The organism is Streptomyces sp. NPDC055239 (genome assembly GCF_053606205.1).
This window is the reverse complement of record NZ_JBSGRD010000002.1, coordinates 184,291-207,106: the sequence shown is the minus strand read 5'-3', so window position 1 is coordinate 207,106 and position 22,816 is coordinate 184,291. Positions and strand designations below refer to the sequence as shown.

At 68.7% G+C, this 22,816-nt stretch carries 21 protein-coding genes; 15 read left to right on the top strand and 6 right to left on the bottom strand.

Annotation, left to right across the window (positions count from 1 at the left end; translation table 11 throughout):
- Positions 1-68 precede the first annotated feature (68 nt).
- From ACWFRJ_RS07160 to ACWFRJ_RS07130, 7 genes are all read left to right on the top strand, one after another.
- The gene (locus ACWFRJ_RS07160; protein ID WP_453525251.1) at positions 69-2,645 is read left to right on the top strand and encodes a Z1 domain-containing protein; all 2,577 of its coding nucleotides are present in this window, start codon (positions 69-71) and stop codon (positions 2,643-2,645) included.
- A complete protein-coding gene (locus tag ACWFRJ_RS07155; RefSeq protein WP_453525249.1) occupies positions 2,642-3,685 on the top strand; it encodes a PD-(D/E)XK motif protein in 1,044 nt (347 codons plus the stop codon). The genes ACWFRJ_RS07160 and ACWFRJ_RS07155 overlap by 4 nt, the downstream gene beginning before the upstream one ends.
- Positions 3,682-5,649 carry a hypothetical protein gene (locus ACWFRJ_RS07150; protein WP_453525247.1) on the top strand — a complete coding sequence of 656 codons (1,968 nt, stop codon included), beginning with the start codon at positions 3,682-3,684 and terminating at the stop codon, positions 5,647-5,649. Before ACWFRJ_RS07155 ends, ACWFRJ_RS07150 begins: the two co-directional genes overlap by 4 nt.
- The gene (locus tag ACWFRJ_RS07145) at positions 5,646-6,542 is read left to right on the top strand and encodes a hypothetical protein (RefSeq protein WP_453525245.1); all 897 of its coding nucleotides are present in this window, start codon (positions 5,646-5,648) and stop codon (positions 6,540-6,542) included. The genes ACWFRJ_RS07150 and ACWFRJ_RS07145 overlap by 4 nt, the downstream gene beginning before the upstream one ends.
- A gap of 69 nt (positions 6,543-6,611) precedes the next feature.
- Positions 6,612-8,408 (top strand): DUF6339 family protein, encoded by a 1,797-nt coding sequence (locus ACWFRJ_RS07140; RefSeq protein WP_453525243.1) that lies wholly within the window; start codon positions 6,612-6,614, stop codon positions 8,406-8,408.
- Positions 8,409-8,465: 57 nt separating this feature from the next.
- Complete coding sequence (locus ACWFRJ_RS07135) at positions 8,466-9,581, top strand: DNA cytosine methyltransferase (protein ID WP_453525241.1); 1,116 nt, start codon at positions 8,466-8,468, stop codon at positions 9,579-9,581.
- 1 nt (position 9,582) lies between these two features.
- Positions 9,583-10,149 carry a very short patch repair endonuclease gene (locus ACWFRJ_RS07130; protein ID WP_453525239.1) on the top strand — a complete coding sequence of 189 codons (567 nt, stop codon included), beginning with the start codon at positions 9,583-9,585 and terminating at the stop codon, positions 10,147-10,149.
- Between the two features lies 1 nt (position 10,150).
- Here ACWFRJ_RS07130 and ACWFRJ_RS07125 read toward each other — a convergent pair whose 3' ends face one another.
- Positions 10,151-10,804 carry an ATP-binding protein gene (locus ACWFRJ_RS07125; RefSeq protein ID WP_453525237.1) on the bottom strand — a complete coding sequence of 218 codons (654 nt, stop codon included), beginning with the start codon at positions 10,802-10,804 and terminating at the stop codon, positions 10,151-10,153.
- A gap of 205 nt (positions 10,805-11,009) precedes the next feature.
- On the opposite strand from ACWFRJ_RS07125, the gene ACWFRJ_RS07120 reads away from it, so the two are divergent.
- From ACWFRJ_RS07120 to ACWFRJ_RS07090, 7 genes are all read left to right on the top strand, one after another.
- Positions 11,010-11,855: a helix-turn-helix domain-containing protein gene (locus ACWFRJ_RS07120; RefSeq protein ID WP_453525235.1), complete on the top strand. Its 846-nt coding sequence runs from the start codon at positions 11,010-11,012 to the stop codon at positions 11,853-11,855.
- Positions 11,855-12,052, top strand: a complete 198-nt coding sequence (locus tag ACWFRJ_RS07115; protein WP_453525233.1) for a DUF397 domain-containing protein — start codon at positions 11,855-11,857, stop codon at positions 12,050-12,052. Before ACWFRJ_RS07120 ends, ACWFRJ_RS07115 begins: the two co-directional genes overlap by 1 nt.
- 97 nt (positions 12,053-12,149) lie before the next feature.
- The gene (locus tag ACWFRJ_RS07110) at positions 12,150-13,883 is read left to right on the top strand and encodes a hypothetical protein (RefSeq protein WP_453525231.1); all 1,734 of its coding nucleotides are present in this window, start codon (positions 12,150-12,152) and stop codon (positions 13,881-13,883) included.
- Positions 13,880-14,401: a hypothetical protein gene (locus ACWFRJ_RS07105; RefSeq protein WP_453525229.1), complete on the top strand. Its 522-nt coding sequence runs from the start codon at positions 13,880-13,882 to the stop codon at positions 14,399-14,401. The genes ACWFRJ_RS07110 and ACWFRJ_RS07105 overlap by 4 nt, the downstream gene beginning before the upstream one ends.
- 29 nt (positions 14,402-14,430) lie before the next feature.
- The gene (locus tag ACWFRJ_RS07100; RefSeq protein WP_453525227.1) at positions 14,431-14,943 is read left to right on the top strand and encodes a nucleoside deaminase; all 513 of its coding nucleotides are present in this window, start codon (positions 14,431-14,433) and stop codon (positions 14,941-14,943) included.
- A 244-nt stretch (positions 14,944-15,187) separates the two neighbouring features.
- A complete protein-coding gene (locus tag ACWFRJ_RS07095) occupies positions 15,188-16,150 on the top strand; it encodes a DUF1963 domain-containing protein (protein WP_453525226.1) in 963 nt (320 codons plus the stop codon).
- Positions 16,151-16,388: 238 nt separating this feature from the next.
- Positions 16,389-17,111 carry a maltokinase N-terminal cap-like domain-containing protein gene (locus ACWFRJ_RS07090; protein ID WP_453525224.1) on the top strand — a complete coding sequence of 241 codons (723 nt, stop codon included), beginning with the start codon at positions 16,389-16,391 and terminating at the stop codon, positions 17,109-17,111.
- A 203-nt stretch (positions 17,112-17,314) separates the two neighbouring features.
- Here the strand turns inward: ACWFRJ_RS07090 and ACWFRJ_RS07085 are convergent, their stop codons facing one another.
- Together ACWFRJ_RS07085 and ACWFRJ_RS07080 are read right to left on the bottom strand one after the other, a co-directional pair.
- Positions 17,315-17,617 carry a hypothetical protein gene (locus ACWFRJ_RS07085; protein ID WP_453525222.1) on the bottom strand — a complete coding sequence of 101 codons (303 nt, stop codon included), beginning with the start codon at positions 17,615-17,617 and terminating at the stop codon, positions 17,315-17,317.
- Between the two features lie 114 nt (positions 17,618-17,731).
- Positions 17,732-18,988 carry an FAD-dependent monooxygenase gene (locus ACWFRJ_RS07080; protein ID WP_453525220.1) on the bottom strand — a complete coding sequence of 419 codons (1,257 nt, stop codon included), beginning with the start codon at positions 18,986-18,988 and terminating at the stop codon, positions 17,732-17,734.
- Between the two features lie 182 nt (positions 18,989-19,170).
- Between ACWFRJ_RS07080 and ACWFRJ_RS07075 the strand changes: the two genes are divergently transcribed.
- On the top strand, positions 19,171-19,482 hold the full coding sequence (locus ACWFRJ_RS07075) for a hypothetical protein (RefSeq protein ID WP_453525218.1): 312 nt from the start codon (positions 19,171-19,173) through the stop codon (positions 19,480-19,482).
- A 107-nt stretch (positions 19,483-19,589) separates the two neighbouring features.
- Here ACWFRJ_RS07075 and ACWFRJ_RS07070 read toward each other — a convergent pair whose 3' ends face one another.
- The 3 genes from ACWFRJ_RS07070 to ACWFRJ_RS07060 form a co-directional block, all read right to left on the bottom strand.
- Positions 19,590-20,063, bottom strand: a complete 474-nt coding sequence (locus tag ACWFRJ_RS07070; RefSeq protein WP_453525216.1) for a hypothetical protein — start codon at positions 20,061-20,063, stop codon at positions 19,590-19,592.
- 136 nt (positions 20,064-20,199) lie between these two features.
- Complete coding sequence (locus tag ACWFRJ_RS07065; protein WP_453525214.1) at positions 20,200-21,219, bottom strand: GlxA family transcriptional regulator; 1,020 nt, start codon at positions 21,217-21,219, stop codon at positions 20,200-20,202.
- 165 nt (positions 21,220-21,384) lie between these two features.
- A complete protein-coding gene (locus ACWFRJ_RS07060; RefSeq protein WP_453525212.1) occupies positions 21,385-22,641 on the bottom strand; it encodes a DUF445 domain-containing protein in 1,257 nt (418 codons plus the stop codon).
- Positions 22,642-22,816 lie beyond the last annotated feature (175 nt).

Below are 22,816 nucleotides of genomic sequence, written 5' to 3'. Positions count from 1 at the left end.
CACCAACTTCGGTGGGCCCGCAAGTACTCGGGGGACCGGCGCCACGCTCGGCCCGGTTAGGAGACCAAGTGAGCAGCGGAATCGACCAGATATACGGCGTCTTCCGGGATCTCCTCGACACCAGCACGCCCGCAGAAGCGGTGAAGAAGCTGGAGATCCTGGGTGTCGACGAGGAGCAGATCCAACGCATCCGCGAGTTCCACGAACAGCAGCTGCTCTCGATCAAGGAGATGGAAGAGCCGCGGGTAGCCGTAAACGGAAACCGGGAGACCTGGTACACCGGCCCGCGCGACAACGACCGTGCGTGGCCCGCGATCCAGCGCGAGCTGGAGAAGTCGGGCTGGGACCCGGGCGCGATCGAGGACCTCGACGCAGCGTCCACGCGCGTCGTCTCGTTGCTCAACCACCCCAAGGAACCCGAGTTCTCCACACGTGGCCTGGTGGTCGGCTACGTACAGTCCGGCAAGACCACCAACTTCACTTCGGTGATGGCCAAAGCGGCGGATCGCGGTTACAAGCTCTTCATCGTGCTCGCCGGGATCCACAACGGACTGCGCCGTCAGACCCAGGCCCGCCTCGCTCAACAGCTGGTGGAGTCAAACCCGACGGGCTGGTCCCAACTCACGGGTCTGGACCGCGACTTCGTGCCGACGGAGAATGCCGCGTCGTTCTTCGGCGGCAGTAACCGCACCCACGTCCTGTGCGTGGTGAAGAAGAACGCCACCGTGCTCCGTAAGTTCGCCCGCTGGCTGGAGTCGGCCTCCGAATACTTGCAACAGGCCCCCGCACTGGTGATCGACGACGAGGCCGACCAAGCCAGCGTTGCCACCGCCTCGATCAACCCGCTGATCCTCCGGATTCTCGACACCCTGCCGAAGGCGGCATACGTCGGCTACACCGCAACGCCCTTCGCCAACGTCCTCATCGACCCGGCAGCGAAAGACCTGTACCCGAGCGACTTCATCGTCAACCTGCCGCAGCCCGCGGAGCACTTCGGCACTGAGGTCCTCTTCGGCCGGTACGCCCTCGACGGCGAAGACCCCGAGGACGTCGACGACGGGTACGACATGATCCGCAGGGTCCCCGGCGAGGACGTCCCGCTGGTCACTCCTGCGACGAGGGCGGACGCCGACGGCTTCACGCCCGAGATCACCGACACCCTCGAAGACGCCATCCAGTACTTCTGGCTCACCACCGCCGCGCGCCGGGCCCGCGGCAGCGGCAACAGGCACGCCACCATGCTGATCCACACCAGCATGCGCATCCAGGTCCACAACAGCTTCCGTGAACCGCTCAAGAAGCTCCGAGCGCACACACTGGACCACCTGAACGATCCCGATCTCCTACGGCGACTGCGAAACCTGTGGGACGACGAGACCGCGCGGGTGCCCGCAGAGGACTTCAGAGAGACGAAGGTCCCCTTCGAAACGCTCCTGAAGGAGCTGCCGAGCGTGATCGGCGACTGCCGGATCATCATGGACAACTCCGACAGCGAGGACACCCTCGACTACGACAACGGCCCGGTGGTCGCCATCGCCGTCGGCGGCAACAAGTTCTCTCGCGGCCTAACGCTGGAAGGATTGGCCGTCACCTACTTCGTACGCGCCGCCTCGGCGTACGACACCCTGCTCCAGATGGGCCGTTGGTTCGGTTTCCGGCACGGGTACGCCGACCTCCCCCGTGTGTGGATGACGGACGAACTCCACTCCTCCTTCCGGCATCTGGCCACGGTCGAGGCCGACATGCGTCGTGACATCGACGTGTACCTCCACGAGAACGAGACTCCGCAGACATTCGCGGTCCGTCTGCGCACCCATCCGGTGCTACGAGTGACAGCCGCGGCCAAGATGCAGTCCGCGATCAGAGCCAGCGCGGCGTACGGCGGTCGCCGCATCCAGACCCGCTACTTCCACACCGCCTCCGACTGGCTGATCGACAACCAGGCGGCGGCCCGTGATCTCGTGCGTCGCGCCGTGACCGAGGCCGTCACGCAGGACTCGCGCCCTGAGGACGGCCGTCATGTCCTGCACGGGGTCCCGCATACCGATGTGCTCGGCTTCCTGAGCCGGTACCGCTTCCACGAGAGCTCCCAGGAGTGCGACGCGGAACTGATCTCCGCGTACATCCAGCGCCGCGTTCAACGGGGCTCCCTCTTGCGCTGGAACGTCGCGATCATCGGCAACCGTGCGGGCAACACCGACACTGACTTCGCCTTTGCCCCGGACGTCACCGTAGGCCGCATCACCCGTGCCCGGATCCGCAACCTCAAGGGAGAAGCGGACTTTGCAGACATCAAGACCCTGATGAGCCGGGCAGACGCCACAGTCGACCTGGTGGACGTCCCCCGTGGACTGGAGGAGGACGAGATCAAGCGGGAGCGCCGCGAGCAGCTCCCGGACACGGGTCTCCTCGTGCTGTATCCGATAGACAAGGACTCGTGCCCATCCGAGCGCCGCAAAAAGTTCCGTGAGCCCCTCAGCGCCGAGGACCACGTGATCGGCGTTGGGCTGGTCTTTCCGGAACCCAAGCAGGACAGCGAGGTCCGTTGGGACGGCAGCTATATCTCTGCGGACCTCTCCGGCATCCGGCTGGAGGACAACGACGACGAGGACCTTCGCACCCTCGAAGGCGAGGACGCGGCGTGAATGACGTATTCCGGCAGGCACTGGAGAAGAGTTGGCGGGATCTCCTTCTCGATCCCGTTTCTGCGGACAATCGGCTCCGCACCGCGCCGCTGCCGGTCACCACGTCACGCGGCCCGGTCCTTGCGGGCGTCGATCACGAGGGTCATCGACACCTGCTGGTACCCATCGCGGGGAAGCAGCACGTCCGCGAGATCCGCGACGGCCAGGTCCTGCACCTGCGCAAGCGCCCCCTGGAGGACGCGGAGGTCTACCAGCACTACGCCGACCTCGGCTGCCTGCGTCACGACCTCGACGACGTGTTCACCGGGCTCAGCGAGAATGTCCTGCGCGAGATTGCCCAACTCGGCGGGGACGAGCAGACTCGCACCTCCTCCCAGACGCTCAAAGCTCTGCACCGGGTCCTGGACCGCTGGCGAGCCCTGTTCCGTACGCACGGCACACTGCTGGGTCCCGTACAACTCGCGGGCCTGTACGGCGAACTGTGCATCCTGCTCCGACTCCTCGCCGAAAATCCCAGCGCCCACCGCCTGTGGACGGGGCCCAGCGGTTGCCCGCACGACTTCACCTCTGGAACCGACGCCGTCGAGGTGAAGACCACCACCAGTGACGCCCTGCGCATACGCGTCCACGGCCTGCGCCAATTGGAGCCGCCGGAAGGTGGCTCCCTCCAGCTCGCCTGCCTGCGGATCGAGCGCGTCCCCGAGGGCGGCGAGGGGGCGAGCGTCGTGGACCTCGTGGATCGGGCACTGCGGCTGTGCGACGACGAGAGCACGTTGCTCGCCCTCCTCGCCGAGGTCGGCTACCTCACCGTCGACGCGGAGCGCTACCGCACGGCCCGTTTCTTCGTGCGCGAGGAGCGCTGGTATGCGGTGGCTGCGGGCTTCCCCAGTCTTACGACGGCCGACCTCGCCGTCGCCGAGGTGCCGGGCAACGTGACCGACGTCGAATACACCGTGGACCTCACCGTGTCCCCACCCAACCCTCTCCCGATGACCGGAGTGGAGAGACATCTGGCCGCCATGCTCGGGGAGAGCAAGTGAAAGACGCGCGCACCCAACCACAGTGGTACTCCCAGCCTTATCCGCCGGAAGGCGCAAGCGCGGCCGAAGGCATCCGCAACCAGCTCGGGCGCCCCGAGTTAGACCTGCTCACCATCCTTGTTCGGGAAGCAGCCCAAAACAGTTGGGACGCCAAGGACCCCCGGCAGGACGAACCGGTCCGCTTCGGCATGGATCTGGGGTACGTCGGCCCCGCATATGCCGACTCCTGGCGAAGGCTTCTGCTGAACGGCGCTCCCTCGAACGATCATCTCGCTCTGCGCAGAGCACTTCGCGCGGGCATTCGGATCATGACGATCTCCGACCGGGGTACCAATGGCCTCGGCGGCCCCACTCGCGCCCACGAGATCTCCAAGGGCCGTCAAGACTTCGTCGCCTTTGTGCGCAACGTCGGCGAACCCCGCGACACTAAACTCGGCGGCGGCACCTACGGCTTCGGCAAGGCCATCTTCTACCTTCTCTCCAGCCTCGGCACAGTGCTCGTGCACACCCGCTGCCGCAACGACAGAGGGAAGTTGGAGACCCGCCTGATCGGCTGCGCCCTGTGGCAGAGCTATCAAGACAGGGACACACAGGGCAACGAAACGCGATACACGGGCCGGCACTGGTGGGGTGACGCTTCAGGGGACGTGATCGACCCCCTGGTCGGCGCCGATGCGGAGGAGACAGCTCGCCAGCTTGGTCTCGCACCCTTTAGCGAGGAGGAGACCGGTACGAGCGTCACCGTCCTCGATCCCCAACTCGACGGCCTGGAGCCGAAAGAGGCCGCCGCCTATCTTGCCGAGACCGTGGCCTGGCACCTGTGGCCCAAGATGCTGGAGCGCGCCGACGGCACCCTGCCCATGCAGTTCACCGTCACCTGCGAGGGGCGCGACTTCCCGGTCCCGGACCCGCGCACCACGTCCCCGATCAATCTCTTCGTCGACGCCTACCGCCAGTTGGCCACAGACGCGGGCCGAACGCTGTCGTGCATGAAGCCCGTCAGGGAGTTGGGACGGCTGGGACTCGTCAAGCGTCCGGTCATCCCGCTCGAGCCTTCCCCCGCCGCACGCCGGGCCATGGAAATGGTGCAGGTCGAGCGGTCCGTGCACCACGTGGCACTGATGCGCCCCGCGGAGTTGGTGGTCACCTACTGGCCGGGGCGTGAGACTGGTGCCGAACTCCTCTCGTACGCGGGCGTCTTCCGTTCGACCGAAGAGATGGACGTCACCTACGCCGAGGCCGAGCCTCCGACACATGACGCATGGAATCACCAGCGCATGGAAGGTCAGGACCGGACTTTCGTCCGTACCACCTTCACCCGTCTAAAGGAGGCGGTCGACGAACTCCTCCAGCTGGGCGGTAGCGCCCGAGAGGGCTCGGCTAACGTGGCGCTCGGCGCGGCCAGCGCCCGCTTCTCCCCACTGGTCGGGGGCGCCTGGGGAACCGGGGGCGCCACGGACTACGGCACCTCCTCCACGGGCCGCGCCACCGCGGCGCCGGACGACGATGAGGAACCCTCGGACTCGCAGGTCCGCGCAGGCACGCGTCAAAGTGGCCGAGGCACAGGCACAGGCACAGGCACAGGCGACGCTACGTCCCCGGAGGGCGGCACCGTCCGCGCCCTCCGCCCTCGCGTGAAGTATGCGGGCGAAACCACGTACGAAGAGCGCTTCGGACACTCTGTCCTCGTACAGGCGTTCACCCTCCCCGTGCCGATCGCGCAACGCGTTCGGGTCGAGCTGGCCGTGGCCCTCCCTGGCACCGGCAACCGCGAGACCGACCCCCCTGCGGGCGCCGCCATGCCGGGCCTTGTCGGCTGGGAAGATGCGACCGGCACTCTCCACGCTTCGCCCACTTTCGTCATCGAGGGCGGCGACGACACCGTCTGGCGCGCCGTCGTCCTTCCGGCCCCAGACACCATCACGGAGATCACCGTGAAGACCCAGGCGGTGAACGCGTCGTGAGCAAGCTCGCCCTTCCCTACCGCTCACCCGCCACCTCCTGCGTCCAGGCCGAGCCGTGGCAACTCGTCCTCGACGGCGCCACCGTCGATCTCCCTGAGTCGCTCGACTTCTGGGACTACCGCATGGACGTCGAGCTGAGCCGCACCGTGCACGTCAATCTGCCGGCGGCTCGCGCGGGTGCGGGCCTCACCGACGGCGCGGTGCTCATCCTCGCGGCCGTCTGGACCGCCTCTGGCTCCAACCTCCGCGGCCCCGTACAGCGAGTTCCGCTCACCGGTGACGGCGTACGCACCGTGTCCCTCCACGCCGTCCTGCCGGGTGCGCAGCTCGGTGGCGTGCTCTCCCTGGAGACGTGCCTCGTCCTCTCCCGTGCGGCCGGGGCATCTGCCCCCTTCGCGCCGCGCCGCGCCGGGTCGCTGCTCTGGGACCACATCGCGGCACTGCGTCTCCAAGGCGATGCCCCGCTCTTCCCCATGACGGTGATCGACTTCGCCCACACTTCGTTCCGGGACGGTGCAGCCTGGCACCTGCAACTCGGCTCGGACCTGAATGCCGCGGCAATGGGCTCCATGCTCCTCCTCGTCAACGAGAAGGCCGAGGAAGTGTCTGCTGCTTTTGCCCGCGCCGCCAGACCCGGCCCGGTGGATCGCGTCGTCCTCTCGATGGTGTACTCCGACTGCGCGCGGATCATGGTGGAACATGCCCTGCTCAAGGAGGAGTTCGTCGACGAAGCTGACTTCCCCGAGGACTCGCTGGGCGCCACGCTCGTCAACCTCTTCCACCGACTGTTTCCTGGCCGCACGTTTCAGGACCTCCGGCAGCTCCGGCAGAACTCACCGAGCCTGTTCGCCTCCGAACTCCAGGCTGCGACCCGAATCCTCCAGGAGGCGTGATCCATGGCTCTCCTCTACCCCCGCCTCCTCGCCGGACAGGCAAAGCCGCTACACCAGCGGTATAAGGAGATGCCGCCTCACGACCTGGCCGAACACGTCACGTATCGCCATGAGTCCGCGGTCTACGTCGCCACCGGCGGCGACCGGATCACGGAGACCCAACTGCGTGACCTTCGAGCCCGCATCCTGGAGACCGCCGCACGTTCGGGCTTCCCCGAGGAGTCCTCTCGCGCGGCACGGGCCCGCTTCGACCTCGATCTGGCCGCGCTCCTGCACAGCGAGATGGAACTGATGCCGGCCGAAGCCGCGTCCGGCGACGTCTGGGCCTTTCTCGCGCTGATCCTGCTCCCCGACGTCGCGTACTGGCGCTATCCTCGTCCGCCCGGCGACCGTGTGGTGGCCAGCGACCTCACCCGGCACGTCTTCGGCCGTCTGTGGTGGCGTGCGCACCTCGTCCGTGACCCCGCGGCCCCCGAGCCGTACGCGGCGCTCGACATCCTCGGAGAGGCCGCCTTCGACCAGATCTACGCCCGCCGTAAGTCCCTCGGCGGCAGCCCCCATCTCGTACGCAACATCCTCCATGCCTGGGCTGCCGTCGATCTGCAAGGCCTCGCCGAGCGTGTGGTGCTGCGGGACTTCCTCAAACGGCTCCTCAGGCTCGCCCCCTTCGTCATCTTCGAGGCCCTGGACGACGCCGAGCTGCGGGCTGAACTGCGCGCCGTGGCCGAGGAGTCCGTGGCCGCTTTGAGGCCCGACGAAACGCAGCCGACCGCATTAGATCCCGCGCCCACGCGCACGATCTCGCCGGATCCGGTCCACAGACCCGAACCCGAGCCGAACTCCGCCCCGACGCCGACGCCCGTGTCCGTGTCCCCCGCCCGTCGCCTCACCTCCCTGGAGCTGTGCGCGGGTGCCGGCGGCCTCGCACTCGGCCTGGAATACGCGGGGTTCGACCCCGCCATGCTGATCGACAATCGCCCCGTCACCCTCGACACTCTGCGCCTCAACCGACCCGACTGGCGCCTCCGCGAGGAGGACCTCAGCACCCTGGTTCCGGAGTCGCTCGCCCAGGAACCGACCCTGCTGAATCTCGACTTGATCTCCGGCGGTCTGCCGCGTGTGAAGGCAGCGGCCGCCGTCTCCCGCGAACGTGGCAATGACCACGAACTGGCGGTATTCCGCGCCACCCTCGATCTCACCCGGATCCTGCACCCCCGTGCCCTCCTGATCGAGAATGTGCCGGATCTGATCACGAGCGAGACGTACGCACCGCTCCGGGACCACGTCCAGCAGGAGCTGTCTGCGAGCGGCTACTCCCCGTTCTGGTTCGTCCTCAACGCCGCCGAGTACGGCGTACCGCAGTACCGGAAACAAGGCATTCTCCTAGCCTTTGCAAGCACAGCGGCGGCCAAGGCGTTCCGGGTCCCGGAGCCCTGCCCCGACCCCCCCGCCAGCGTCGGCCAGGCGCTCGGCCCGACCATGGCCGCCCGCGGCTGGCCCGGTGCCGCCGAGTGGGCGGCGCAGGCCACGGGGGTCGCTCCCACCCTCGTCGGCGGTTCTTGGGAACGCGGCGGTGCCGACCTGGGCCCGACCGGCTCCAAGCGGGCCTGGGCCCGCATCGGAGTGGACGGCGGCACGGTCGCAAACGAAGTGCCGGACCCCGACTTCGAGTGGAACCCGGCCCTCGGCCGCGACGGCATGATGGCGCTCACCGTCGAGCAGGCCGCCCTGCTCCAGGGCTTCCCCAAGGATTGGGCCTTCGCGGGACGCAAGACCGCCCGCTACCGCCAGGTCGGCCATGCATCCCCGCCTCCGGTCGGCGAGGCGCTGGGGCGCGCGATCCACGCCGCATTGTCGGCCGCGTGACGTCATGGCCCTCCACCTGCTCCCTCGCCCCCTCCATCACCTATAAACTCGCTCACCATGACCGTCGCTCTACCTCACCAGCTCCCACCTGTGGGTTTCCACATCGTGGACCTTTTCGCCGGCCCCGGCGGGCTGGACATGGCCGCGACGGTCCTGGGCATCCCCTCAACGGGGATCGAATGGGACGCGAACGCCGTCACGACACGTGCCGCGGCGGGGCTGCGAACGGTCCCCGGCGACGTACGCAGTTACGGTCCGGAGGACTTCCCCGAAGCGAATGTCCTCGCCGGAGGCCCGCCCTGCCAGAGCTTCACCGTCGCAGGCAGCGGGGCCGGTCGCCGTGCCCTGGACGACGTGTTGAAGTTCGTGCAGCGCCTCGTCGACCGCGACGCACGCGCCAACATCGATGCCGACCTCGCCGAAATGGACGACAAGCGCACTGGGCTCGTCCTGGAGCCTTTGCGCTGGGCGCTGAGCGCCATCGACAACAACGAGCTCCGCCCATACGACGCAATCGTGCTCGAACAGGTACCCGCGGCCCTCCCCGTCTGGGAGGCGTACGGGGCAGCGCTTGCCGACGAGGGCTACTCGGTGGCCCACGGCATCCTGTACACCGAGGAGTTCGGCGTACCGCAGACCCGCCGCCGCGCGATCCTCGTCGCCCGACGTGACGGGCACACAGCCGCCCTTCCCACCTCCACACATAAGCGCTACCGCAAGGGCGCCCCACGCCCACCGGGCGATCTCGTGCTCCAGAGTTGGGTGGCCATGGAGGACGTGCTGTCGGAGCGCACCGCCCCGTTCCAGGTCGTCTCCAATTACGGCACCGGCGGCAATCCCAGGCTCCGCGGCCGACGTCGTTCCTGCGAACCCGCAGCCACGGTGACCGGCAAGGTCTCCCGCAACCGCATCGTCACCGACGACACGACGGAGCAAGACCTTCCCCGGCTGAGCACGGGGGAAGCAGGTCAGCTCCAAACCTTCCCCAAGCGGTTCCCCTGGTCCGGCGGCGATATCTCCCAGCAGATCGGCAACGCCGTTCCGCCCCGCCTCGGCATCCACGTCCTCAGTGCCGCGCTCGGTCTGACGACGCCGGGGGAAGACGTGTGGCGCGCGCTCGCCGACTGGTACCCACAGGTCCGTGACAAGGCCAAGTCAGACGCCCCACACTGAGATGGTGTCCGCTTCACGACCGATCCCCTCGTCCCCCGCTGTCTCCGCCAGCATGAGCAAACAGCCCTCTCGGGACACCAAGCCGGAAGTCGCCGTCCGCCGTCTGCTCCACGCCGCCGGCCTCCGATACCGGCTCCAGCGACGCGTTCCCGGAATGGCCCGCAACACGATCGACATCGCCTTCCCCGGGCCCCGCGTCGCCGTCTTCATCGACGGCTGCTTCTGGCACGGCTGTCCCGAGCACGCCACCTTTCCGAAGGCGAACTCCGCGTACTGGCGCGAAAAGATCAACAAGAACGCCATGCGTGACACCAGGACCACCGCCCACCTCGAATCCCTCGGCTGGACCGTCCTTCGCTTCTATACGCACGAAAAGCCAGAGCAGGTGGCCGTCCAGGTGACCACAGTGATTCGATCGGCGAAGCAAGTCGGACACTCAACGCTCAAGAGTCAGGGAGCCCAACCGCCGGCTCATCCGGGAAGCGGTACCAACTCCCCACCGGGGCAGACGGATGGGCGACCAGAACGCCCCCGAAGCGGGCTGATTCGATCGTCGGCTCACCCCTGACTCATCCGCTTATGCCCTCGGCCTCGAAGTGCATCCGTGCCCGCTCCAAAGCCTCGTCCGGATCGCAACCATGCGCCCGCAGCCAGTGGAGGAGGTCCGCGATGACATCGATCGCGGCCTCCTCCGCAACGGCGACCGTCAAGGATGAATGCCCCTCGCGCCTCGGGACCCCCTTCTCGCCGTAGAGGCCGATCAGAGCCTCAGCACGATCAACCCGCAGACCCCCCGTGTGGCCGGTCGACGACCCGAGGCCCGTGGCCAGTTCGCACCATGTGACCTTGGAGTCGCTCCGAAGGATCACGCCCCATCGGTCGGCGACAGCATCGAGCAGGGCCATGCCCCGCCCGCTCTCCGCGTCCGTCTCGGCCGCGAGCAGGGTCGGGAGGGCACGAGTATCGGGGTCGCCGACCTCGATACGGACGCATGTGTCCTTCATAGCCAGCCGGAACGTGGTGGGCGTATGCGGGCCCACGTGCGTAATGACGTTGGCGACGAGCTCGGTCGCACACAGCTGCGCCGCTTCGACGGCTTCGGGCAAGCCCCACTGAGTCAGATGCAGCCGCACGATGCGCCGCAGGCCTGCCACTTCTTCCGGTTCGGCCAGGAAGGGCAGTTCCCATTCTTTTCGCAGCACCCCGCACCGACAGTCAGACATGCTCGACCATCCCCCTTCACACTGGACAGACATCGCTTAATGTCCCCGCCTGTGCACTTAGAGTCGCAGTGGAACTCTCAAAATGGAACTCTCATAAGGGAGTCGCGGGAGCACGTGCCCCTCGCGCGCGCCCCTGGTCGTACGCCCTTGCTCCGCCACCGATGCACGGGCACTCTCGGATCGATCAACAAGAAAGGCCAGGAATATGGCAGTTGGGCCGACCACTCGCCGTCGCCAGCTCGGCGCCGATCTCCGCCGTCTGCGCGAACGTAAGGGACTCACGCTGGAGGACGCCGGCGCTCGCGTGGGTATCTCCAAGGCCACCCTCAGCCGATATGAGACCAAAGAGGGCACGGTCAAGTGGCCTACGGTGGAAGCCCTTTGCCGCGAGTACGACGCCGACGATGACGTACGTACAGCCCTGGTCGAACTCGCCAAGGGCGCCAAGATCCAGGGTTGGTGGCGCTCCCTGGCCGACCCCGTTCCGGAGTCCATGAACCTCATGCTGACCCTCGAGGACGAGGTGGTGCGCGAGGATCACTACGCGTGCATGTACATCCCTGGCCTGTTCCAGACCCGGGCGTACGCTGAAGCCGTGCACCGGGCGTCCGAGGTGGGCTGCTCGGATCGTGAGGTGCAGCACATGGTCGACATTCGGATGAAGCGGCAGGAGCTCCTTCAGCGCTCCGAGCCGCCCCATATCTGGGCCGTCATCGACCAAGCCGCCATCCATCGCGTCGTAGGCGGGGCCCACATCATGCGGGAGCAACTCCAACACCTCCTGGAGCTGACCGAGTCCCCACACGTGACGGTACAGATACTGCCGTTCTCGGCCGGGGCTCATGCCGCCGCAGTGGGAAGCTTCGCTCTCCTGCGAGGACAGAGCCAGGACTTGGATGTCGTCTACGTGGACCTGCTCGGCGGCGGACTCTTCATGGAGAAGCCGAAGGAGTTGGAGCGGTACAAGTTGGCGTTCGATTACCTTCGTGCACAGGCTCTTGATCTGCCATCATCCAGCGAAGCCATTCGCCGAAGTCTCATGGAGTTGTGATGGACGCCCGACGCCCTCTCCACTGGTTCAAGTCCTCCTACAGCGGGGGATCCGGGACCGAGTGCGTCGAGGTGGCAGTGACTGAGCACAGGGTCCTGGTGCGCGACTCAAAGCGCACCACCCACGATCGCCTTGTCGTCGAGCCGAATACCTGGGCCGGATTCGTCGCATCCATACGAGACATACCGCGCTCCTGACCCATCCGACCCGCCGGGCACCGCTTGGCAACCCCCGTGCACCCCTGGCACAGTTACTCGGACGAAACCAGCTCAAGGAGCAGGGGCAGACAGGGGCATGGGGCACACCCGGCGGCGCGCAGCACTCGCACTCGGGGCCCTCGTGCTCGGCGGTGTGGCGTGGCAGTGGCCCGTCGGGCGGGACGACGCCGTCGATGCCACCCAGTTCACCATCGCCTTCTTCGCCACGCTCCTCACCGGCGAAGCCGTCATCTTCGCTCTCTCCTTTTCCGCCGCCAGTTCATGGCCCTCCCTCCGCGCCATAGACAGCCATATCGCCTTCCGCGAGTGGGTGTTGGCAGGGTGGATCGCTGCCATGTTCACCGCGGGAGGGATTCTTGGGCAGAGTGAGCGGAGTACGACCTACGGGGCGCTCCTCTTCCTCCTCGCCAACTGCTTCGGCATCTTCTCCTTTGCCCGGCTCTTCGGGCTCGCCAGCATCGGCGGGCGCAATCGGCTGCTGCGGCGCACCCTCGGGCTCGGGATTGCCGAACTCCGGGCGCGGCAAGCCACCCCGGGTCATGTGGATCAACACCTCAGCGATGATCCCGTTGTCGCCTCCTATCTCGGCGCCCTCGATCAAGTCATCAGCGGCAACGACCCCAACGGCGTACGTGATCTCGTACTTCAGCTCACCAGCGCCCAAGTCCCCGCGCCCGCGAGCGAGCACCTTGTCGCCCTCCATCTGGAGGTCCTGCACCGGCTCTGCCGCGCCGCTCTCGTACGCGGTACCGATCCCGTCGTCGTGGTCGGGTGTGCGGAGTCGATCGTCGAATCCTTGATACGCCGCGTTCGGGCACTGCCAGATCCCGCCGTCGCGCTCGGTGAGGCAAGTCGCTATCTCGCCTGGCTCGGCAGCACCGCGACGCTGATGTCCCAGCGCGGCATCGCCGACAAACGTGCCGCCCGTGAGCTCGTCGCCATGTCCGTCGACAGCCGTCGGCTCGTGCTCCGGCAGGCCGATCCCGATCCCGTGTCCGTCAGCAGTTCCGCCGATATGGGGTCCGTCTTCGAGAGCCCGGTGGCCATGCTGCTCTGGGCTCAGGATTTCACTGAGTTCCACGGTTCGGACCAGGCCGGGGCCTTCTATGGCATCCACCAGTTCCTCACCGGGCGGAAGTTCATGGGGAACTACTGGGACGGCGCCTCCGTGTTGAGCGAGACTCGGGCCGTCCTCTACGGAGACGCCAGCAGACCCCCGGCAGGTACTACCGAAGCTCGCCGGTCCCGTGAACTCTTCGGCGGTATAGCTGAGTTCGATCGCTTCTGGGGTCTCGTCTCCGTCAATGCCCTCGCCACCCTGCGCGATGTGCGGACCGAGCATCCCGCCGAGCTCATCCGGCCCGAGTTCACTCCGGATCCGCAGCTTCTCGGCGCGTATCTGCGGACGTTCGCCAGCCATCGATGGTTCGACACCGCTGCGGATGCACAGAAGGCCCTGCTCACCCTCATGGTGCGTAGCGACGGATCCGACTCACCCTGGGAGGAGGCCCAGCGGCGCCGGGAGCGGTCCGTCATCCGTACGCCCGCTCCCCGTAGTGCGCCTCATGGCCGACCCGCTGCCATGGTCCTCGCTGTCGCCGCCCGCCTGGCGCCCCTCGCTCACGGAGAACCGGATGACGAACTCCGCGCCTTCCTCAGTGGGCTGTCCGCGCCTGCACTGAACGCCGCGGCCGGTCTCGCGCGTCGCGTCCTGCCCGGCACCGCGGGCCTCGATGACCCGCAGGAGGCTGTCGTCACCGGGTTACGTGTTCTCCAGCTCGTCGGCGCCCATGCCGGGAGCACCCCGTGAACTATGAAGAATGGGTCGCGGCCATCGACCGCGTCGGCGGAACCGGCGTACGGGCCGCCCTTGTCGTCCAGTGCGGTCTGGAGTGGCTCCTTCCCGAACGGCTGCCCCTCCGTAACGCCGTCGACGAAGCTCTCATCAACGCCCAGCTGCGCGGCGGTACTTCGCTGCGCATCACCCGCGTCCTGCTACACAATCTTCCGGCCGCCATCAGCGACGGGCCCAGGGGACCGGCCATGGCGCGGTCCTTCGAGCAGTGGAACCATCGGCTCGCCGCTTCCACCGTGCTCCTCCAGGCGCCCTCCCCGCACGTCGAGCGGCTCATCATCGAAGGAAGCGAAGCCGGCGCACCCGTACCGGATATGGTCGATGTCCAGGAAGAGGGCCGCTGGTGCGATGCGCCGCGCACCGCAGAGGTCCTGCGGATCATCTCGAGCCCGGGCGCGACGACGCCTCTGACCGGTTACGACGTGAACCTGGACGGGCCGTTCAGCGATTCGGACCCGTCGGTCCACATGTGACACGTACGACGCGAGGGAGAGAGATTCCGATGCCTTACGCACCCGAGACCGAGCAGGACCGCAAGTTCCTGGAGCAGGCCATCGCCATCTCACGGCACTCCCTGCAAGACGAAGGGAAGACTCCCTTCGGCGCTGTCGTGGTGGTGGACGGTGAGGTCGTGGGCACGGGCACCAGCTCCGTCGTCGAACTCCAGGACCCGACCGCGCACGCGGAGGTCATGGCGCTGCGCGACGCGGGCAAGCGGCTCGGGCGGCACCTCATGGAGGATGCCGTGATGTACGCGAGCAGTGAGCCCTGCCCGATGTGCCTAACCGCCTGCTACTGGGCCCGGATCCCCCGCCTCGTATACGCCGCGACCAGTCACGATGTCGCTGCCAACGGCTTCGAAGACCTGCGGTTCTACCGGGAGTTGGCCCTCCCGAACGCAGAACGCCGCCTGCTGGCCGAGGTGGCCGTACAGGGTGACCTGCGGTCCACCGCTGCCGGTTCCCTCGCCGAGTGGTCCGCCGCCCTGCCGTTTCCGGTGGAACCCAAGCTCTGAAGCTCTGACCGAGTTCCAGTAAGCCCCTGAAGTCGGCGCCCCCTTGGTGGGGGTCTGCGGCTGTTGCCGCGCCGAGCTGGTGCTCGGCGCGGCCGGGATCTGCGGGGCGCCGGCCGGGGCCGCGGCGGGCGCGGTCTATGGAACGCGTGGAAGCGGCCCGTGCGGGACAGGCCCATCCGCTTGAAGTGAAGGCAGAACCTCAACCGGCGTCATCGCCGTCTCGACCAACCCAGGAGTAACCCCCATGCCCCGCACCACCCCGCCGCCCCTCCTGGACGTCGAAGCGCTCTTCCCCATGGTCAAGCCTCTGCGGCGGGAGGCCGTGCGGCTGCATCCGCGGCGGGGGCAGCCCGGTCCTTGGGAGAGTTCCGTGGGTGGGCCTCTGTCGTGGCCGGCCAGTGAGCCTTGGCCGCACTGTGAGGACTCACATCCGCGGACCAGGCTCGCTCCGGCCGACGATGATTTCGCGCAGGCCATGGTTCCGGTGCTGCAGCTGTACGCCCGCGACGTTCCCGAACTGCCCTTTCCCGAGGGCACCGACGTCCTTCAGGTCGTCTGGTGTCCCTTCGACCATGAGGCCGGGTACGTGCCCCGGCCCGAGATCTACTGGCGGGACAGCGCGCGGTCGGAGCCGCTGATCGAGGAACCGCCTCAACCCGTCGGTGCCAGCGACTTCTATCTGCCGGACCCCTGCGTGCTGCACCCCGAGCGGGTCGTCGAGTACCCGAACTGGGATCTCGATGACGCGCTGGCCGAGGAGTTGGAGGAGACGCTCGAGGAGATGGAGGAACGCGCCGAGGAGGACGGGAGCCCCGTCGCCTACTGGTCCCACCTCAGTGTCGCTCCCGGCATCAAGGCAGGCGGCTATCCGAGCTGGACCCAGGAGCCGTACTGGCCCACCTGCCCCGGACCTTGCGGGCAACGCATGCGGCACCTGGTGACCATCAAGAGCTCCGAGTTCGACGGGGTGTCCTGGCGGCGCTGGGTGCCCGTCGAGGACCGGCCCGGCGGAGGAGCGGACGACGGTGCCAGGGACGGGGACGGGGACGGGGACGGGTGGAGCGTGCTCCGTCTCTCTTACGAGGAGCGGCAGGCCCTTCAGTGCGCGCCCGGCATCATGCTCGGCGACATGGGCGGCATGTATCTCTTCGTCTGCGGGCACGGCTGCCCCGCCATGCCCTTCCGGTACCACTCCGACTGTTCGTGAGAGAGACGGGACGGGACAGCCGCGACCCGTTTGCCCCGTTGCCCCCACTGCCCAGCCCCCGCCCGCGCGGTGCGCCCCCACCCAGGGGAAGCTGCCGAATCTCGCGCACTGCAAGAAAGTCCCACGACACGCCGGTAAAGGAGCGGGCCGAGTGGGATTTCTCTGCATTTCGCCCCTGCCATCCACCCTGCCCCGCCCGCTCCGGGCCCACGTCCGCCCAATGGAAGGACACGTCAGCATGGCCGTCATCCACCGCACCGCCCTCAGGCCGACCAAGCTGGAGCTGCTCACCTCCTGGCTTCCCCCCCGGCCCTGGTATCGCGACGGCCGAGACGAACACGGCGAACCAGAGTTGGCCAAGTCCGGCGGCTTCCGGTTGGACGATCCTCAGGGGGAAGTGGGGATCGAGTTCATCGTGGTCACCGACGCCTCCGGCCCCCACCCGGCCACCTACCTGGTGCCGCTCACCTATCGCGGCGCCCCGCTCGACGGGTTGGAGCACGCCCTCGTCGGCACGATGGAGCACGGGGTGCTGGGGCGGCGCTGGGCCTACGACGGCTGCCAAGACCCGGTGTTGGTCGCCCAGTTGCTCGCCCTGATCGAGGGCCGGGTCCAGGCCCAGGACCAGAACACCAGCGACACCCGCGACCGGGACATCACCTGCTCCTACGTCGGTGAAGGCTCGGCCGCCGCGCCTTCCGCGCCCGCATCGGCCTTCACCGCCACTGCCACCGACGACCAGGACGGCACCGCGCTCGCTCTCCCGCATGGCGCAGCCCTCCGCCTGCGCCGGTCCCTACAGCCCGCCCAGGACGACCCGCCGGTCCTTCCGCAGGGAGCGACCGGCCGCGTCTCCGGCTCCTGGCGCGTGCCGGACGGCACCTCGGCCCGGGGGCTGTTCGCCGTCCTGCACACGGGCTTCGGTCGTGACCGGGGAGCGGCGGCGCCTGCGCCTCACTGATCCGCCGCGAACGGTGAACCATCACTGAGGCGACAGCCGACGGCCGGCCCAGCCGTCGGCTGATGCGGGCAAGCGAAAAGGGGGCCCGCTCCTGGCGGGCCCCCTTCAAAGTGGCGCTCCGGGTTCAGGACCCGGGGTCCTCGGTCCCGACTCCGAGAGGCGTGGCCGAGGAGAGGTGTGGCAGTGGAGAGGTGTGGCAGTGGTTACTCGCCGGGCTGGCCGTCGAAGCCGCCCTCGCCGTGGCCCGCGCCGTAGCCCGCGCCCTTGGTGATGCCTGCCGCGCCGCCGAGGTTCTCGAAGGCGAAGCCGGCCTTCCAGCCATCGCCGTGGTCGCCTTCGAAGTGACCGGCGCCCTCGGTGATCCCGGCCGCGCCGCCGAGGTTCTCGAAGGCGACGCTGCCTTCCGAGCCCTGGTCGTAGTCGTCGTGGGCGAGGGCGGTGCCGCTGGCGCCCATCACAGCCGCGGCGGCGAGAGCGGTGGCAGCCAAGGCGGTACGAATACGCATGGGGTCCCTTTCAGGTATGTACGATGATCATGGCGTTTGTCCAGGTTTCCCCTCTTCCCGGACCGCACAGACCCTCCCCGGTGCATTTCACCCGTACAGCCCGCCCTACTCGCCCTACCCGACCCGCTCGTCCCAATCAATCCGGTGTTCGAACTGCCACGCCCCCCACACCGCTCCCCCGCCCACCTTCGTCGCCATCGGCAGTACCGCGTCCCGCAGGGCGCGGCTCAGGGGGCCCGCCGGTTTCGGGGTGGCCGTGCGGGCCGCCGCGGAGGTGGCTGTTGGGGTGGCCGTCGTGTGTTTGAGGATGCGGTCCACTCGGGGGCGGCGCAGCGACTCGTACGCCTTGAATGCTTTGGCGGGTGGCAAGTCCCTCAGGCAGCGGGCAAGTTCTACCGCGCTCTCCGACGCGAGTGCCGCGCCCTGGCCCGATGTCGGAGGCGTCGCGTGGGCCGCGTCCCCGATCAGGATCATGCGGCCCCGGCTCCAGGTGCGCAGGGGAGGCATCGTTTCTGTGGGGCCCGTGATGACCAGGTCCGGTGCGAGCGTCGCCGCCAGCAGGTCCGGTGCCGGGGTGCGGTCGTCCGTGAACGCCTCCCTCAGGCGCTTCAGCCACTCCCCCGCGCCCACCGCCTGCGTCTCCGTCGACGTCATCGGCTCGCGGTGCGGCAGGTTCGCCGTCCAGACCGCCGAACCGTCGTCCAGGATCTGGTAGGCGAAGTACGCCTTCTTGCCGAAGCACATGTACAGCACCCCCTCCGTCGAGGGGAGGTCCGTTGGCCTTGGCACGCTTGCCGAGAAGGTGAGCATTCCGGCGTAGTGCGGCTTCGGAGTCGACGGGTCGATCAAGGAACGTACCGTCGAGCGCAGGCCGTCCGCGCCGATCAGGATGTCCGCCTTCGCCAGCGAACCGTCCGAGAAGCGGGCCGTCACTCCCGTGCCCGTGTCGGTCGCGTCCAGGAGGCGCTTGCCCCTGTGGATCGCTATCCCGCGGCGCGTCGCCTCCGCCACGAGCGCCTCTTGCAGCTCCGTGCGCCAGACGAAACGGGTGGTGGGGAGGTCGGCGGGCGGGGCGAGTCGGGCCAGGTGCCTGCCCGTCCAGCTGCGCAGGCCCAGGGCGGTCACCGGGGTGCCGATGGCGAGCACCGCATCCGCCGCGTCGATCGCCTCAAGGGCCCGCAGGCCGTTCGGGGCGACCGTCATGCCGCCGCCGAAGCGGGAACTCCGTTCCTTCGAAACGGAGTCGTCGTACGCCTCGTACACCGTCGCCTCGATGCCCGCCTTGTGCAGGGCCATCGCCGCCACCGGGCCTGCGATGCCACCCCCGATGACCAGGGCTGTTCGGGTGCGGGCAGTGGTTCGCGCGGTCATCTCTACTATCGGTCCCTCGTCGGCAGCGCCTTCGAGCGCGCCGCGGATGCGCAGCGCACACCCGCACCAACCTACGTGGCACAGACCCCCTCGCCGCAAGGCTTTCCTGGCGCGTTAGCCTCGGGCCGAAGGCGCATTGAGGGCGCATTGAGGGCGTATCGGCTGGAAGCGAAGGTGTGGGCATGGCGAAGGTACCGGCAGCGGCAGTGGCCGCCAGTGGGCTCGTCGGCGGGTTCGCCGTCGCACGGTGGACCAAGAAGCGGCCGCTCGGTGGCCTCGTCCTCGCCGCCGCGGGGGCCGCCGCCGCGCAGCAGTGGCGGCAGAGCGCGGGCGGCAGGACCGCCGTCGCGCTCAGCGCCACCTACGTCGCCGCCTTCGCCGGGTCGCATCCGCTCGCCAAGAAGGTCGGGGCCTGGCCCGCGGTCTTCGGCGTCGCGGGGGGCGTGGGGCTTGCCTCTTGGGTGCTCGCCGATCGACGCTCGGCTTCGGTCTGACCCCAGGCTGACCCCACCCTGGCCCCACTCTGTCGGGCTTCGGTCTGGCCCCATCCTGTCCGGCTTCGGTCTGACCCCATCTGCTGCGTCTGACGGCACGCCTCGGGTCAGGCCTCGCTCTCGCTGTCCCTGAACAGGCGCGCGAATCCCGCCACCGCGAGGACCCCCGCCCCCATCAGCAGGGCGAAGGCCCCCCACGCCAGCGGCCACACCGACGCGTCCGGCTCCGGGTGGCTGTCGAACGAGACGTACATCAGCGTCGCCGGAGGGCCCGCCACCAGGAGCAGCGCCCAGCCGAGGCGGTCACGGAAGCCGATGTAGGCCGCAAGGGCCAGCATCGTGACGGCCAGGGCGGTGATGCCGAGCGCCGTCACCGGTGACGTCTCGTCGATCGCGCCGGGCGTCTCGGGGCGGTTGCGCAGGTCCCAGGGCAGGCAGAGGAGGTACGCCGCTGCCGCCAGGCCCGCGCCGAGCGCGCGCGTCACCCAGCGCCGCAGGGGCGGGCTGTCGGGCAGGGACCACAGCAGGTTCCGCCGGTTTATGGGGCTCAGTTCATGGCGCGGGCTCATACGCGAGTGCATGCGCGGGTACCTGCGCGGGCTTATTCGCAGACTCGGGCGCGTGCTCATGTTCATCGACTTTGCCGTCATGCGTACGAGCCTGTCGAGCCGGCCATGGGGTGCGACAGAGTATGCGTACTCAGACCGGTCGGACCATTCAGACCGGCCCCGTGCCCGCCGCGCTCCCCGTGCCCCTGAACGTCGTCCGGTACGAACCCGGCGACACCCCGAGCCCCGCCTGGAAGTGCTGCCTCAGCGACGCGCCCGTGCCGAAGCCCGCCTCCGCCGCGATGCGGTCGACCGTGCGGTCCGTCTCCTCCAGGAGTTCGCGGGCCCGGTCCACGCGGCGCTGGGTCAGCCACTGCATCGGCGTCAGGCCCGTCTCCTCGCGGAAGCGGCGGCTGAAGGTGCGCACGCTCATGGATTCCTGGGCGGCCATCTCCGCGAGGGTCAGCGGCTCCGCCAGGCGCGTCCGGGCCCACTCGCGGGCCCGGCCCGTCGACGTGAGGCGGGGCTCCGGCACCGGGCGCCGGATGTACTGGGCCTGGCCGCCCTCGCGGTGCGGGGGTACGACGGTGCGGCGGGCCACGTCTGCCGCCACCGCCGAGCCGTGGTCGCCGCGGATCATGTGCAGGCAGAGGTCGATGCCCGCAGCCTCGCCCGCGGAGGTGAGGACCTTGCCCTCGTCCACGTACAGGACGTCCGGGTCGACCGTCACCGCCGGGAACGTACGGGCGAAGAGGTCCGCCGAGAGCCAGTGCGTCGTCGCCCTGCGGCCGTCCAGGAGGCCTGCTGCCGCGAGTACGAAGGCGCCTGTGCAGATCGAGGCGATGCGGGCGCCGGTGGCTGTGGCGGACCTCAGCGTCTCCGCGAGGGCGGGCGGGAGGCCGCCGCTCGGCGTCAGCGACTCGTCCTGTTCGTGCGAGGCCGGGATGATCACCGTGTTCGCGCCTGCCACCGCCTCGGGGCCGTGCTCGGCGTAGACGGGGAAGTCCGCGTCCGTGCGGATCATGCCGGGAGTGAGGGCGCAGGTGCGGAGGTCGTAGAGGGGCTCTCCAGTGGAAGGGGCGCGGGCGTTGCCGAACAGCTGGTGGACCAGGCCCAGCTCCATGGGGAGTACGCCGTCGCGGATCAGGACCGCGATCTTGTGGGGCTTGGTCACCCGGGGCTTCGTCACTGCGCTTTTCCTTTCCCCAACCCCGCCCCTTCCCGAAAACCCGCTCGGCGCGGGGGCCCTGTGCCTTGTGCGCACCGTCATCACCGGCTTCGCCGCGTTCGTCCTCAAACGCCGGACGGGCTGGAAAGCTCAGAAAGACCCCCGGACGGGCTGAACCAAGACCGTCTATCCCCCCAACGCATGCGACACCGCATAAATCGCCAACCCCGCCAACGCCCCCACCACCGTCCCGTTGATCCGGATGAACTGCAGGTCCCTGCCGATGTGTGCCTCGATCTTCTTCGAGGTGTGCTCCGCGTCCCAGCCCGCGACCGTGTCGGTGATCAGGGAGGTGATCTCGTTGCGGTACGTCGTGACCACGTACACCGCGGCGCCCTCGACCCAGCCGTCCATCTTCTGCTGGAGCCTGCCGTCCGTCGCCATCCGTGAGCCGAGCGAGAGCAGCGCGGCCCGCACCCTCAGGCGCAGCTCGCTGCGCTCGTCCTCGGCGGCGGCCACGATCATCTGGCGTACGGCCGACCAGGCGGAGGCGATCAGGTCCTGCACCTCGCCCCGGCCGAGGACCTCCCGCTTGAGCCGCTCCACGCGCTCACGGGTGTCCGAGTCGGACTGGAGGTCGGCGGCGAAGTCGGCGAGGAAACGGTCCACGGCACCGCGCGCCGGGTGCTCGGGCATGTCCCGCATCTCGGCGAGGAAGCGGAGCAGCTCCTTGTAGACGCGCTCGCCGACCTTCTTGTCGACGAACCGCGGGGTCCAGCCGGGGGCGCCGCCCTGCACCGCGTCCATGACCGACTCGTCGTGCGTCACCAGCCAGTCGTGGGCGCGCGTGCAGACCAGGTCGACGACCCGCCTATGGCCGCCGTCCGCGACGACCTTCTCCAGCATCTTCCCGATGCCGGGCGCGATCTCCTGGGCGTCGGCCCGGCGCGTGATGGCCTCGCCGACGACCGCCTGGACGTCCGAGTCGCGCAGGACCGTCAGCGCGCCGCGCAGTGCCGTCGCCAGTTCGGCCGTCACCCGATCGGCGTGTTCGGGGTCCGCGAGCCAGGTGCCGAGGCGGCTGCCGATACCCACGGCGCGCAGGCGGTCCCGTACGACATCGGACGAGAGGAAGTTCTCACCCACGAATTCACCCAGGGAGACGCCCAGTTGGTCCTTTTTGTTCGGGATGATCGCCGTGTGCGGGATGGGCAGGCCCAGCGGGTGGCGGAAGAGCGCCGTCACCGCGAACCAGTCGGCGAGCGCGCCGACCATGCCCGCCTCGGCCGCCGCGGCCACATAGCCCGCCCAGGCGCCCGCGCCCGAGTTCTGCGCCCACTTGGCCAGCACATAGACGAGCGCGACGAAGATCAGCAGGCCCGTCGCGGTGATCTTCATCCGGCGAACGCCGCGCCGCTTCTCCTCGTCGGCGGGGCTGTACATGAAGCCGCCACCGCCGCTGCCACCGCCCGTCCCGGGCGCCGGCTCCGTGTGAGTCGCGTCATGATCCGCGTCACGGACCGCGTCACGGGCCGCGCCCGCCGGAACTGATCGATTCCTACGTTCCACTCACTCCACCTGGCCCGTTCGCGTGGTGCACGTCGCCCTCATCCCTATT